The organism is Prauserella marina (assembly GCF_002240355.1).
In the GTDB taxonomy this organism is placed as follows: domain Bacteria; phylum Actinomycetota; class Actinomycetes; order Mycobacteriales; family Pseudonocardiaceae; genus Prauserella_A; species Prauserella_A marina.
On record NZ_CP016353.1, the window covers coordinates 5,228,583 to 5,241,970 of the forward strand.

12 protein-coding genes are annotated in these 13,388 nt (G+C 68.8%); 8 read left to right on the forward strand and 4 right to left on the reverse strand.

Going from position 1 to position 13,388, the window contains the following annotated elements:
• Positions 1-102 precede the first annotated feature (102 nt).
• Together BAY61_RS23975 and BAY61_RS23980 are read right to left on the reverse strand one after the other, a co-directional pair.
• Positions 103-1,773, reverse strand: coding sequence for a DUF885 domain-containing protein (locus BAY61_RS23975; RefSeq protein ID WP_091807381.1), 1,671 nt, complete (start codon positions 1,771-1,773; stop codon positions 103-105).
• Positions 1,774-1,790: 17 nt separating this feature from the next.
• Positions 1,791-2,675, reverse strand: a complete 885-nt coding sequence (locus BAY61_RS23980) for a methylenetetrahydrofolate reductase (protein ID WP_091807379.1) — start codon at positions 2,673-2,675, stop codon at positions 1,791-1,793.
• A 60-nt stretch (positions 2,676-2,735) separates the two neighbouring features.
• Between BAY61_RS23980 and BAY61_RS23985 the strand changes: the two genes are divergently transcribed.
• Genes BAY61_RS23985 through BAY61_RS24000 form a run of 4 tightly spaced genes read left to right on the forward strand, consistent with a single transcriptional unit; the run spans position 2,736 to position 6,983 of the window.
• Positions 2,736-3,845 carry a polyprenyl synthetase family protein gene (locus BAY61_RS23985; protein ID WP_091807377.1) on the forward strand — a complete coding sequence of 370 codons (1,110 nt, stop codon included), beginning with the start codon at positions 2,736-2,738 and terminating at the stop codon, positions 3,843-3,845.
• On the forward strand, positions 3,845-5,323 hold the full coding sequence (gene crtI, locus BAY61_RS23990; RefSeq protein ID WP_091807375.1) for a phytoene desaturase family protein: 1,479 nt from the start codon (positions 3,845-3,847) through the stop codon (positions 5,321-5,323). Before BAY61_RS23985 ends, crtI begins: the two co-directional genes overlap by 1 nt.
• Positions 5,323-6,198 carry a phytoene/squalene synthase family protein gene (locus BAY61_RS23995; RefSeq protein ID WP_091807373.1) on the forward strand — a complete coding sequence of 292 codons (876 nt, stop codon included), beginning with the start codon at positions 5,323-5,325 and terminating at the stop codon, positions 6,196-6,198. The genes crtI and BAY61_RS23995 overlap by 1 nt, the downstream gene beginning before the upstream one ends.
• Positions 6,195-6,983, forward strand: a complete 789-nt coding sequence (locus BAY61_RS24000) for an LLM class F420-dependent oxidoreductase (protein WP_091807371.1) — start codon at positions 6,195-6,197, stop codon at positions 6,981-6,983. The genes BAY61_RS23995 and BAY61_RS24000 overlap by 4 nt, the downstream gene beginning before the upstream one ends.
• 34 nt (positions 6,984-7,017) lie before the next feature.
• Here the strand turns inward: BAY61_RS24000 and BAY61_RS24005 are convergent, their stop codons facing one another.
• Positions 7,018-7,566, reverse strand: a complete 549-nt coding sequence (locus BAY61_RS24005; protein ID WP_091807370.1) for a CGNR zinc finger domain-containing protein — start codon at positions 7,564-7,566, stop codon at positions 7,018-7,020.
• Positions 7,567-7,589: 23 nt separating this feature from the next.
• Here BAY61_RS24005 and BAY61_RS24010 point away from each other — a divergent pair, with 23 nt between their 5' ends.
• Positions 7,590-8,804, forward strand: a complete 1,215-nt coding sequence (locus tag BAY61_RS24010) for an MFS transporter (RefSeq protein ID WP_091807368.1) — start codon at positions 7,590-7,592, stop codon at positions 8,802-8,804.
• On the opposite strand, the gene BAY61_RS24015 is transcribed toward BAY61_RS24010, so the two are convergent.
• Entirely contained in the window at positions 8,773-9,141 is a 369-nt protein-coding gene (locus BAY61_RS24015) for an Rv2175c family DNA-binding protein (protein WP_091807366.1), read from the reverse strand. The genes BAY61_RS24010 and BAY61_RS24015 overlap by 32 nt on opposite strands.
• A 146-nt stretch (positions 9,142-9,287) precedes the next feature.
• Between BAY61_RS24015 and pknB the strand changes: the two genes are divergently transcribed.
• The 3 genes from pknB to BAY61_RS24030 all read left to right on the forward strand — a co-directional run bounded on the left by pknB (position 9,288) and on the right by BAY61_RS24030 (position 13,378).
• Positions 9,288-11,297: a Stk1 family PASTA domain-containing Ser/Thr kinase gene (gene pknB / locus BAY61_RS24020; protein WP_091807364.1), complete on the forward strand. Its 2,010-nt coding sequence runs from the start codon at positions 9,288-9,290 to the stop codon at positions 11,295-11,297.
• A 66-nt stretch (positions 11,298-11,363) separates the two neighbouring features.
• Positions 11,364-11,894, forward strand: coding sequence for an O-acetyl-ADP-ribose deacetylase (locus BAY61_RS24025; protein WP_091807524.1), 531 nt, complete (start codon positions 11,364-11,366; stop codon positions 11,892-11,894).
• Between the two features lie 164 nt (positions 11,895-12,058).
• Positions 12,059-13,378, forward strand: a complete 1,320-nt coding sequence (locus tag BAY61_RS24030) for a wax ester/triacylglycerol synthase family O-acyltransferase (protein WP_091807362.1) — start codon at positions 12,059-12,061, stop codon at positions 13,376-13,378.
• Positions 13,379-13,388 lie beyond the last annotated feature (10 nt).

A 13,388-nucleotide genomic window follows, 5' to 3' on the forward strand; every position in this document is an offset into this window, starting at 1 on the left:
CGCTCAGCGGCGGGGCGGCGGGGTGACGAAAAGAACTCGCTTCACGACGGCGAGCATAACCGGCCGCGCGGGAACATCGACGCGCGGCCGGCCCCGCGAGGCTCAGGCGAGCTTCGCGAGCTGATCGCTCAGGGTGTCGAGCCCCATGTTGCCCATCCGCAACGCCTTCGTATGGAAGTCCTTGAGGTCGAAGGAACTTCCCTGCCGCAGCTGGGCATCCTCCCTCGCCCGCAGCCACAAACGCTCCCCCAGCTTGTAGGCGGGGGCTTGCCCCGGCCAGCCGAGGTAGCGGTCGATCTCGTCCCGCACGTGATCGGCGTCGGTGATGGTCCTGGTGAGCATGAACTCCAGCCCGAGTTCCGGAGTCCAGCGCTCACCCTCGTGGAACCCGGTGCCCGCCGGGATCTCCAGTTCGAGGTGCATCCCGATGTCGATGACGACGCGAGCCGCCCTGAACAAATGCGCGTCGAGCATGCCGAGCAGGTTGCCGTCGTCGGAGAGGTAGCCGAGATCCCGCATCAGCCGCTCGGCGTACAGCGCCCAGCCTTCGCCGTGGCCCGACGTGAAACCGAGCAGCCGCTGGAACTTGTTCAGGGTCGCCGACTGGTGGACGGCCGTTCCGAGCTGGAGATGGTGGCCGGGAACGCCCTCGTGGTAGACGGTGCTGACCTCGCGCCAGGTCGAGAAGAAGTCCTTGTCAGGAGGAACCGACCACCACATGGTTCCCGGCCTTGAGAAGTCCTCGTTCGGCGAGGTGTAGTACGCGCCGACCCCACCGCCTGGCGGCGCGATGCGGCAGTCGAGTCCCATCAGCGCTTCGGGGATGTCGAAATGCTTGCCACGCAACGAATCCAGCGCCTCGTCGGAGAGCTCGCGCATCCACCGCTCGAAGGCGGCATGGCCGCGTACGTGGTAGCGCTCGTCCGCGTCGAGCGCGGCCGCGGCTTCGGCCAGCGTCGCACCCGGTTTGATGCGCGCGGCGACCTCCAGTGCTTCCCGCTCGACGCGGGCGAACTCGGCCCAGCCCCATTCGTAGGCTTCCCGCAGGTCCAGCTCGGAGCCGACGAAGTACCGCGACCACAACCGGTAGACGTCCTCACCGACGGCGTCCTTCGTCGCGGCCCTCGGAGCCAGTTCGGCTCGCAGGAATCCGGCCAGCTCGGCGTATGCCTCCTGGGCTGTGGCCGCCGCCTGCCGCAACCGCTCCCTCAGGCTTTCCGGAACGCCGTTCGCCTGCTGGACGGCCGAATCGAAGAACCCGGTCTCCCCGGTCAGGCCCGCCCACACCTCAGCCTGTTCCGCGACCTTGCCGACCTGGCGCAGCGCGGCGGGGCGGCCCGCGTCGGCCGCGGCGAGCAGGGATGCCCTCACGCCGTCGAGAGCCGATGGCACGGCGGCCATCCTGGCCGCGATGTTGTCCCAGTGTTGCTCCGTGTCCTGGGGCATGAGGTCGAACACCGAGCGCACCTCTTGGACGGGGCTCTCGATGACGTTGAGCGAGGCGACGTCGAGACCTGCCTCGTGCAGCTCGACCTCCAGCCCGATCCGCTCCGTGAAGACGGCTTTGGCCACGCGCTCGCCCTCGTCGGCCGGCTCGGCTTCGGCGAGATCACGCAAGGCTCGCTTCGCGATCGACGCACGCGCCGCGTGCCCTTCCGGCGAGTAGTCGGTGAGCTGACTGTCGTAGTCGGAAATTCCTACCGTCGTCGCCACGCACGGGTGAGCGGCGGCGAAATCGTCGACGTACCGATCGCTGATCTCGTGGACACGCATGAGCGCACGCTACCCGGTCAGGCCCGTGCCGGGACCAGTCCCAATCTCCCGACGAGGTCGCGCGTGGCTTTCGAGCGATTGAAGGTGTAGAAGTGCAGCGAGGGCACGCCCTCGTCGAGCAGCCGCTGTCCGAGCTCGGTAACCACGTCGAGCCCCTCCGCCCGAAACGCTTTCGGGTCGTCCTTGAGCGGCTCCAGCCGGTCAAGCAGAGCCGACGGCGCTTTCGCCCCGGAAAGCTCGATGGTCTTGGCGAGCGTGCGCGGCGTGGTCAGCGGCATGATCCCGGGCAGGACCAGCGCGTCGCAGCCCGTCGCGGCGACGCGGTCGCGCAGCCGGAGGAAGTCGTCGGCCTCGAAGAAGAGCTGGGCGATGCCGAAGTCGGCTCCGGCGTTGAACTTCCGAACGAGGTGCTTGGTGTCGGTAGCCAGATCAGGCGAACGCGGGTGGCCGTAGGGAAACGCGGAGACACCGACGCAGAAGTCGCCGAGTGAGCGGATGAGCGCGACGAGTTCCTCCGCGTAGCCCAGTCCTTCCGGGTGCCGCGCCCACTCGCCGTAGGGATCGCCTGGGGGGTCGCCGCGCAGCGCCAGTATGTTCCGCACGCCGACGGCGGCGTACCAGCCGATGACGTTGCGTAGTTCGGCGACGGAGTGGTCGACGGCGGTGAGATGCGCCATCGGTACCAGCGTCGTTTCGGTGGCGACCCTCGCGATGCTCCGAATCGTGCCGTCCCTGCTCGTCCCCCCTGCGCCATAGGTAATGGAGACGTAGGCGGGGTCGAGTTGTTCGAGGTCCCTGATCGCGCGCCACATGACGGCCTCGTCGGTTTCGTCGCGTGGAGGGAAGAACTCAATGGAGAACACGGGGCGCTCGCCACGCATCCGCTCGATCACCGACGTCATAGGCGTATGTTACGTGCTACGTCCGTGTTACCCGCCGCGTCGGCCTGGGACGATGGGGGCATGAACGACCCCGTCCCCGCCACAGTCCCCGATTACGACGCGGACCTGCCCGCCCATGTGGAGCGTGCGCTGGCCGAGTTCCTGAGCGGGGCAGGCGAATCCATCGGCAGCAGAGAACCCACGTTCGCCCCCGCGACCTCGGCACTGCGCGAGTTCGTGCTCGGCGGGGGAAAACGGCTGCGTCCCACGTTCGCATGGTGGGCGTGGCGGGGCGCCGGTGGCGACCCCGCCGGCGATGACGCGCCGGGGGTCATTCAGGTCGCGGCCAGTCTTGAGCTGATACAGGCGTGTGCGCTGATTCACGACGACGTCCTCGACTCGTCCGACTCCCGGCGCGGTTCACCGACCGTGCACGTCGCCTTCACGAGGCGCCATGCCGACGAGGGGTGGCTCGGGTCACCGGAATCCTTCGGGCTCGCCGCGGCGGTGCTCATCGGCGACCTCGCGCTCGCCTGGGCCGACGACATGTTCGCCGACGCGCCCCTTCCCTCCTCGACACTGCGGGCGGCGAGGCCCGCCTGGCGGGCGATGCGGACCGAGGTGCTGGCCGGTCAGTATCTCGACGTGCGCACGCAGGCAACGGGCGACGCCACCGTCGAAGCGGCGATGCGGGTGGCAAGGCTCAAGACGGCGGCCTACACCGTGCAGCGGCCGCTGCATCTCGGCGCCGCGCTTGCCGGGGCCGATACCGGGCTCGTCGAGCGACTGCTCGCCTTCGGTGGTGATCTCGGCGTCGCGTTCCAGCTCAGGGACGACCTGCTCGGAGTATTCGGCGACCCTTCCGTCACCGGGAAACCCGCCGGCGACGATCTGCGGGAGGGCAAGCGGACGCTGCTCGTCGCGCTCGGCCTTCACCACGCGAACGAGCGGGGCAAGGTGACCGAGCACGACACGATCGCCTCCGCGATCGGCAACGCCGATCTCGGTACGTCCGATGTGGAGCGGGTGCGGGCCGCGCTGGACGACCTCGGAGCCGTCGAGGAGGTGGAGCGCAGGATCGACGAGCTCACCGAGTCGGCGCTCGCGTCTCTGCGGCTGGCCTCGCTCGACGAACCCGCGGCGACACAACTCACGGCACTCGCCGCCAAGGCGACGAAGCGAGCCTACTGATGCGCACCGTGCGCGGTGGCGAGAACGTCGCCGTCGTCGGTGGCGGGCTCGCCGGTCTCTCGGCCGCGCTGCACCTGCTCGGCGCCGGAAGGCAGGTCACGGTGTTCGAGCAGGAACCGAGACCGGGCGGAAGGGCGGGTGGTTTCGCCGCGAGCGGACGACACGGCGACGTGATCGACAGTGGAGCAAGCGTGCTGACGATGCCGGAGTACGCTGAGGAGGCGTTCGCGGCCGTCGGCGTGCGGATGGCCGACCTGCTGACCCTGCGCAAACTCGATCCCGCCTACCGCGCGCACTTCGCCGACGGCAGCAGCATCCGGCTCTACACCGAGGCCGATGCCATGGAGGAGGAGATCCGCCGCGTCGCGGGCCCCGCGGAGGCCGAGGGCTACCGCCGGCTCCGCCGCTGGCTCACCGAGTTGTACGCGGTGCAGCGCGACCGGTTCATCGGTTCGAACTTCGACTCGCCGTTCGATCTACTCAGGCCGGAGCTGGTGAAATTGGCCGCGCTGGGCGGTTTCGGCAGACTCGGACCGAAAATCGGAAGCTTCCTGCGGGACGAGCGGGTGCGGAGGCTGTTCTCGTTCCAATCGCTCTACGCGGGACTCGATCCGGCGCGAGCACTCGGCGCCTACGGCGTCATTTCCTATATGGACACCGTCGGCGGCGTGTACTACCCGGTGGGCGGCATGTCCCGGGTCGCCGAAGCCATGGCGAAAGCCGTCGAGCTGGCCGGTGGCCAGGTGCGGTACTCGTCGCGGGTGGCCTGGCTTGAGCGCGTCGGTCACCGGGTCCGCGCGGTCCGTACCGCTGAGGGGCAGCGAAGCGAATGCGACGCCGTCGTGCTCGCGACGGAACTCACCGGCGCCTACCGGCTACTGGGTATCCGGCCGCGCCGCGCGCTGCCGTTGCGCTTCGCGCCGTCGGCTTTCGTACTGCACGGCAACAGCGCGAGGGGGTGGAGCGAACTCGACCACCACACGATCTTCTTCGGCAGGGCGTGGTCCGGCACGTTCGACGAGATCATCAGGCAGGGCAAGCTGATGAGCGATCCCTCGCTGCTGGTGACCAACCCCACCCGGTCGGAGCCAGGGCTTTCCTTCTCCGGCCGCGAACTGATTTCGGTGCTCGCCCCCGCGCCCAACACGCGGGCGGCCGGGATCGACTGGCCGAGCGTCGGCCCCGCCTATCGCGACGAATTGTTGCGAAATCTGGAAAAACGCGGATTGCCGGGTTTCGCGGGCGATGTCGAGGTCACCGACACCGTGACGCCGGCCGACTGGGCACGAAAGGGTCTCGGCGCGGGGACCCCATTCTCACTGGCCCACACCTTCGGCCAAACCGGACCGTTCCGCCCCGCGAATCTCGTGCGGGGAGCCGAGAACGTGGTACTCGCCGGTTGCGGGACCACCCCCGGCGTCGGCATCCCGCCCGTGTTGATCTCGGGAAGGCTCGCGGCGACGAGGATCACCGGCTGATGGAGCTGGCGACGGCATACGCGACGTGCAGGCGCATCAACGCGCGGCACGGGCGGACGTTCTTTCTCGCGACCAGGCTCCTTCCCGCGCGCGCGAGACCGGCGGCACACGCGCTGTACGGCTTCGCCCGCTCCGTCGACGAACTCGTCGACAATCCGCGCGACGGCAGCGACCCCGCCGCGATGCTCGATGCCTGTTCCCGTGCGCTCGACCGGGTTTACGCTCGCGGAAAGCCCCTTACCGATCCGGTACTGCTTGCCTTCGCCGACACGGTCGGGCGCTACGGCCTCGAAAGAGAACTCTTCGACGCCTTCCTGCATTCGATGAAGCTGGACCTTTCGGTACGCGAGTACGCGACGTTCACCGAACTCGCCGAGTACACGCACGGCTCGGCCGAGGTGATCGGCCTGCAAATGCTTCCCGTCCTTGGCACGGTCGTCCCGCACCACGAAGCCGCCCCCTACGCGGCCGCGCTCGGGGAAGCGTTCCAGCTCACCAACTTCCTGCGCGACGTCGGTGAGGATCTTGAGCGGGGCAGGCTCTACCTTCCGACGGAAGAACTCGCCGCGTACGGCGTCGAAAGGCAACGGCTCGAATGGGCGTGGCACACGGGAGGCACCGACCGCGGGATCACGAGGGCGCTCGCGGCTCTCGTCGCGCGCAACAGGGCGGTGTATCGGAGGGCGAAACCGGGTATTCCGCTGCTGCGCAAGGAATCCCGCTCGTGCGTACGGACGGCGCTGACCCTGTACGAAGGCATCCTCGACGAGATCGTCGCCGCGGACTACAACGTCCTCGGCGGGCGGGTCGCCGTGCCGAGAAGGAGACGCTTCACGGTCGCGGGAACCGCGATCCTCACTAGGCTGTGGACATGACGACAGCAGCCAACCGGCCCGTCCGAATCGGACTCCAGCTCCAGCCGCAGCACGCCGACTACGCCGCCATCCGGCGCGCCGCGTCGGAGGCCGAGGAACTCGGCGTCGACATCGTGTTCAACTGGGACCACTTCTACCCGCTCTACGGCGATCCCGTCGGCAAGCACTTCGAGTGCTGGACCATGCTGGGCGCGTGGGCTGAGTCGACGACACGGGTCGAGATCGGCGCGCTCGTGACGTGCAACAGCTACCGCAATCCGGAACTACTCGCCGACATGGCTCGCACCGTCGACCACATCAGCGGGGGAAGGCTCATCCTCGGCATCGGGTCCGGCTGGTTCGAGAAGGACTACACGGAGTACGGCTACGAGTTCGGCACGGCCGGCGGCAGGCTCGACGCGCTCGCCGAATCGCTGCCGAGGATCGAGAAGAGGCTCGCCGAGCTCAACCCTGCCCCCACCCGCAAGATCCCGGTGCTGATCGGCGGTGGCGGCGAGAAGAAGACGCTCAGGCTGGTCGCCGAGCACGCCGACATCTGGCACGGGTTCGGCGACGTCGAGATCGCCTCCCGCAAGGTGCGGATCCTCGACCAGCACTGCGCGGACGTCGGAAGGGACCCCGCCGAGATCGAGCGCTCCGTCGGCGTGCGCGGCAACCCCGAGGATTCCGGCGACGGCCTGCTGAATGCGGGCATCACCATGTTCACCGTCGCGGAAGGCGGACCCGACTACGACCTGAGCACGCTGCGCAAGTGGATCGCGTGGCGCGACGCCCAGCAGAGCTGAGTTCCTGAGCAGGGCGGGCACCGGTCCGCCCTGCTCAGCCGCGCTTGCGGTGTGCCGCGACCCGTTCCCTCGTCGCACAGCGCGTCGAGCAGTACCTGCGAGGACTCCCGCCACCGAGATCGACGAACGGCCTTCCGCACGACTCCGAGGCGCACAACCCTCCCGGTGGCCGCTGCCGGTCGGTGAGCAGCACGGCGAAGGCGAGACAGGACGAGGTCACCAGCCACCTGCCCCACGGGCCGTCGTCGTCCGCGTCGATGTGCAGGTGCCAAGGGTGTTCGCCGCCGTGGCTGGTCAGCCGTGGTGGTGCCGCGTTGGCCGCGAGCAGGTCGTTGAGGACGGCGGCGGCCTCGGCCACGCCCTCGGCGGCGAACACGGCCCTCAGCGCGTGCGCGGCGGCCCGCAATTCGCCGACGTCGGCGGCGGTGAGGCCGAGCGGCTCCTTCTCCCCGTGCGTCACCAGCACGTCGGTGACCAGTTCGACGGTGGGCCGTTCCCGCAGCAGCACATCCATCAGTTCGACGGCGCGCTGGGCCGCGGCACGCGCCGAACCACCGGGAATTCTGTCCTCGCCGACCATCATGTCGTCAGTGTAACGTCTCCTTTGTGTCAAGCCGTTACAGTCTGGGTGGCTATCTCGCCGGAGCCACCTCCGCCAGGGTGGGCGACGAGATGTCCGGCCCAGCGCTGCTCCTCGTGGGACTGGCCGCGACGGGGTCGGTGACCACCGCGTCCGTCCTGCTCACGGCGTTGACCGCGACGGCGGCGCTCGGCGGACCGGTACTCGGCGCTCTGCTCGATCGCAGCGCGAGGCCAGGCCGGGTACTCGCGCTGACCCTCGCGGGCTACGCGACCGGGCTCGCGATCGTGCTGACGAGCGTCGGTCACCTTCCCGTCGCCGTCGTCGCGCTCGTCGCCGCCCTCACCGGCCTGCTCAACCCCGCCGTGGCAGGCGGCTGGACCGCCCAGTTGCCTCGCGTCGTGCCATCGGAGCGGTTCGGCAGGGCCAACGGCCTCGACGCGCTGACCTTCGGCGCGGCGAGTCCCGCGGGACCCGCCCTGGCGGGGCTCGTGGCGACCGCGGCAGGCGCGCCAACCGCCATGATCGTGGCCATCGTGGCGGTGGCCGCCTCGGCTCCGGCCGCGATCCGGCTCCCTCCGCCTGGCGCTCAGCGAGGGAAACGCGGGGTGCTGCGCACGGAATTGGCGACCGGGTTCCGCGCCATCGTCACCAACCGCCCGCTGCTGCGAGCCACCAGCACGTCGATGGTGTCCTTCGCGGGCGTCGGCATGTTCATCGTGTGCGCGCCGCTGCTCGGCGAGCAACGGTTCGGCTCGGCGAACACCGGCGCGTTGTTGCTCGCCGCGCTCGCCGCCGCCGCGGTGTCGGCCAACGCGGTGCTGGCCCGCAAACCCGGCCTGCTGCGCCCCGGCACCATGCTGCTCGGCAGCACCGTGCTGCTCTGCGCCGGTCTGCTGCTCACCGCACTGACCACCTCACCGGTGATCGTCGTCGGTGCCGTGCTGCTCGCCGGCATCGGCGAAGGACCACAACTCACCGCGCTGTTCGCCATCCGGCATCAGCACGCGCCGGATGGCATGCGGGCACAGATCTTCACGACGGGAGCCAGCCTGAAGATCGCCGGGTTCGCAGCGGGAACCGCCGTCGCGGGCCCGCTCGCGGCGATGTCGCTTCCGGCATGCCTCGCCGTCGCCGCGGGATTCGAGGCACTCGCGGCTCTGCTGTTCCTGTGCCTGCCGGATACCAGGCGCGGGAGGAACGAAAGGCCTAGAAGGCCATCGCCTGAGCGCGCCGTTTGACCTCGGTGCCGTGACTCGTGCGCAGGGCGTTGATCGGGGTGACGCCCGGCAGGGTTTCGTCGGCCGCGAACAACCAGCGCAGCATCTCCGTGCGGCTGAATCCCGCGTCGGAGAGCACCGTGATGGTGCCTGCCAGCCCCTTGACGGCCCCACCGTCGCCGAGGAAATCGGCGGGGATGACCAGGTCACCGTCCCGGCGGACGGCAATGAGCTGACCGTCCCTCAGCATCTGGCGGACTTTGTTCGACGACTGGCCGATGACATCGGCGACCTGGCCGATCTGCAACACCGCGACCTCGGCATCCAGCACATCGTCAGCGATAGGGATCGCACTCACGCCTACTACCTTGCCACATCACTCCTCGGGCTACGCGGGCGTTGTTCCCGGCGGCCCAGCGGGCACGGGCTCGGGGAGCAGGCGAGGAAGCGTACTGAGGGCACTGTGGACGGGGGCAACTCCACCCGACCGTAGGATCGGGCGCTGTGACCCGCTCGGAACCCAGCCTCGCAGGCGCACTGCTCGACCGGCGATACCGTGTCGACCGGCTGCTCGCGCACGGTGGCATGTCGTCGGTGTACCGCGGCGTCGACACCAGACTGGACCGCCCCGTCGCCATCAAGATCATGGACTCCCGGTTCGCCGACGACCGCAATTTCGTCGACCGGTTCGAAAGGGAAGCGCGCTCCGCTGCCCGACTGCACCACCCGCACGTCGTCGCCGTCCACGACCAGGGCTTCGACACCTCGGCCGGCCACGAGGACCGCAGGGCCTTCCTCGTCATGGAGCTCGTCGACGGCGGCACCCTGCGCGATCTCATCGACCAGCGGGGTGCCCTCGACGTCCCGCTCGCGATCACCGTCGCCGAGAACGTGCTGTCCGCTCTCGCCGCCGCGCACGGCGAGGGCCTGGTGCACAGGGACGTGAAACCGGAGAACGTGCTCATCGGCCGCAGAGGCAGCGCCGAAGGCGGTGTTGTCAAGGTCGGGGACTTCGGGCTGGTCAGGGCGGTCGCGAGCGCGGGAACGACGAGTACGAGCGTCATCCTCGGCACGGTGGCCTACCTCTCGCCGGAGCAGGTCACCTCCGGTTCGGCAAGCGAACGCGGCGACGTCTATTCGACGGGCATCCTGCTCTACGAGATGCTGACCGGGCAGGTTCCCTACACCGGTGACACCGCGCTGTCGGTGGCGTACCGGCACGTGAACGACGACGTGCCGGCCCCGAGTGTCCTGCGCCCCGGTATCCCGCCCGCACTCGACGACCTCGTGTTGCGAGCCACCCGGCGCGACCCCGAGGCCCGCCCCGCCGACGCGGGCGCGTTCAAGGCCGAGCTGGAGAACGTGCGCGCCGAACTGGGCATGGCGCCGGTCGCCGTTCCCGTGCCGTCGACACCCGACGACCAGGCGAGCGCGGTCACCGTCTCGGGAAGCACCGGAAGGCACGCCGCGCCCGATTTCGACGCGGAGCGCACGGTTCCGGCCATCCAGGCGATCACCTCGACGGCGGGCCCGAGGGGCACCCAGGCGCTGCCGAGGGGAGCGGTTTCCAGGGACCAGCCTGCCGTCTCGCAGGAAGAGCCTCCGCCGCCCGAAGCGGAGCTGCCCGCGCGGCGAGGAAAGGTGTTTCCCGCGCTGTGGATCGCCGTTGGCCTGCTCATCGTCGCCGGGATCGGCGTCGGCATCTGGTGGTTCACCGGCGGAAGGTACGTCGACGTGCCGAAGGTCGCCGGCATGGAAACCGGTCAGGCCGAACAACTCGTCAGGGGAGCTGAGCTGACCCCCCGGGTCACCGAGGCCAGGCACAACACGGTGCCGAGCGGAACCGTCATCGGCACCGAACCGGAAGCCGGTTCGCGCGCGCTGCTCGGCGACGAGATCACCATCGTCGTCTCGCTCGGCAAACCGGTGGTACCCGACATTCCGGCAGGCGCGACGGTCGAACAGGCCGAGCAGGCGATCAAGGCCATGCAGCTCGAACCACGACGAGACGGCAACGCCGACCAGTACAGCGACCAGGTGCCGGAAGGCGCGGTCATCACGGTGACCCCGCAGCCGGGAAACCAGGCCAACATCGGCGACCAGGTCACCATCGTCGTATCGAAGGGGCCACCGCCGACACCCGTGCCCTCCGTCGCCGGGATGTCGAGGGACGAGGCATTCCAGGCACTCACCGATGCCGGATTCGAACCGTTCGACGCGGGCGAGGAGTTCGGCGAGGGCGTCGCGGCCGGGCACGTCACCCGAACCGATCCGGCGCAGGGCGCGACCCTCGAAGACGACAAGCGGGTCGGCGTCTACGTGTCCAACGCCATCGAGGTTCCTTCGGTGATGGGAAGGCAGATCGACGAAGCCCTGCAAATACTCGGCGAAGCGGGGCTGACGTCGAACGCCGAAGATCACCGGGGACGGTTCGCCTTCGTCGTCAACCAGGATCCCGCGCCGGGAAGCTGGGTGGAGAAGGGCACGGCCGTCAACCTGACGCTCGTTCCGTGATCTCGCCACGCGGCACCTGGTGAGACGGAACTGCGGCGGCCCGGCCCCAGTGCCACACTCTTGACCATGCCACGCTCGAACATCCGGCTGATTCAGGGTGACATCACCACCCAGGAGGTGGATGTCATCGTCAACGCGGCCAATTCCAGCCTCCTCGGCGGCGGCGGGGTCGACGGTGCCATCCACCGCGCGGGAGGACCGGACATCCTCGCCGCGTGCGAGCGGCTCAGGGAAACGACTCATCCCGACGGGCTGCCCACCGGCGACGCTGTCGCCACGACGGCGGGGCGCTTGCCCGCTCGATGGGTTATTCACACGGTCGGTCCCGTCTACTCCACAAACGAGGATCGCTCACAGCTGTTGGCGTCCTGTTACCACGAAGCGTTACGTGTTGCCGAAGAACTCGGCGCCCAAGCGATTGCTTTTCCCGCGATATCGGCTGGAATTTTTCGATGGCCCCTCGACAACGCGGCGAAAATCGCCGTAGATTCGGTCGAGGCGGCCGGGAGCGCTATGAGCGAAGTCCGGTTCGTTCTGTTCAATGCCGAAGCCTATGTCGCCTTCGAGCAAGCGATCAAAGGATTAGCGGGCCGGTAACACGGCGACCACGCATGCGTCATCCGCACCTGGTGGACTGGAAGAGGAAGTTGCGAAACGGCGACGCGTGGGATACCCGAGCGCGGCGACGCCACGGCGTCGCATGCGTGAATTCGCAACCACAACAGCAACCGACGTAGCGACGATTTCCGGGGAGACCGCCGATGCCATCGGACCGGCTGAGCGCACTGGACATTGCCTTCCTGTGCCTTGAGGGCGAAGCGACGCCCATGCACATGGGCGCGGTGGCGACATTCCGCCCTCGCGGGCACGTCGACCCGCACCGGCTGCGTTCCCTGCTCGCCAAGCGCGCCGCGGTAATTCCCAAACTGGGAAGGCGGGTCAGGTCGACGTGGCCGATGTTCGGCGGAGCGCAATGGGAAAAAGACCCTGATTTCGAAGCCGAACGTCACATTGACGTCCACCGGCTTTGTGACCTCTACGAACCCGATCCGCTTGCCGAATTCGCGTCACACTGGATCGCCGAACCACTCGACACCAACGCTCCATTGTGGAACATGCAGATCGTGACCGGACTTCCCGGCGACGAGTTCGCCGTGCTCATGAAGTTCCACCACGCGCTGACCGACGGGGCCGGTGCGGTCGAAGTCGGCTTCGGCCTCCTCGACGACGTCGCGATCCCGGTCCAGCGCGAGGTCGCGGACGGTCCTCGGACGCCGGCTTCGCCGCTCGACGTCCTCCGTTCCGGAGCGTCGACCGCCATCGGCCAGGCAGCGGAATCGGCCGGTATCGCCCGCGACGTCCTGCGCGCGGCGAGACCTTATCCGATCTCCCCCACCGCGACGGTCAACTCGACGAGCCGCAAGCTCGGCTTCGTCAAAATCGACCTCGCCGACATCAGGTACATCCGGAAAGCCCACGGCGGTACGACAAACGACGTCGTGCTCGCCGTGCTCGCCGGAGCACTCCGCGACTGGATGATCAACAGAGGCCAGCGCGCCGACGCCCGTTCGCTGCGCGCGCTGGTCCCGGTGAGCCTGCGGGGAAGGGACGCCCGCAACAACGGCGGAAACGTACTGTCCGGCTACCTGTGCGAACTACCCGTCGAACTGGACGACCCGGTCGACCGCCTCGCCGCGATCAGGCATTCGATGGACCGCAACAAGAAGGCCGGACCGAGCAGAGGAGCGGGCGCGATCCCGATACTGGCCAACAGGTTGCCTGCCGGTATCCACCGGCTGGCGACCAGGATGGCGGGCATGGCGGCACCGCTGCTTTTCGACACCGTCGTCACCAACGTGCCGCTGCCGAGCAGGCCGATGACGCTCGACGGGGCGAGGCTGCGCGGCGTGTACCCGATCGTCCCGCTCGCGCCGCACCAGTCGGTGGGCATCGCCGTCTCCAGCTACCGCAACACGCTCCACATCGGACTACAGGTCAATGGAGCCGCGGTACCCGACATCGGCTCGCTCTCCGACGCCGTGACCAAATCGGTGGCCGGGCTCTACCAGCGGTGCGGCTAGCGAGCCCCTG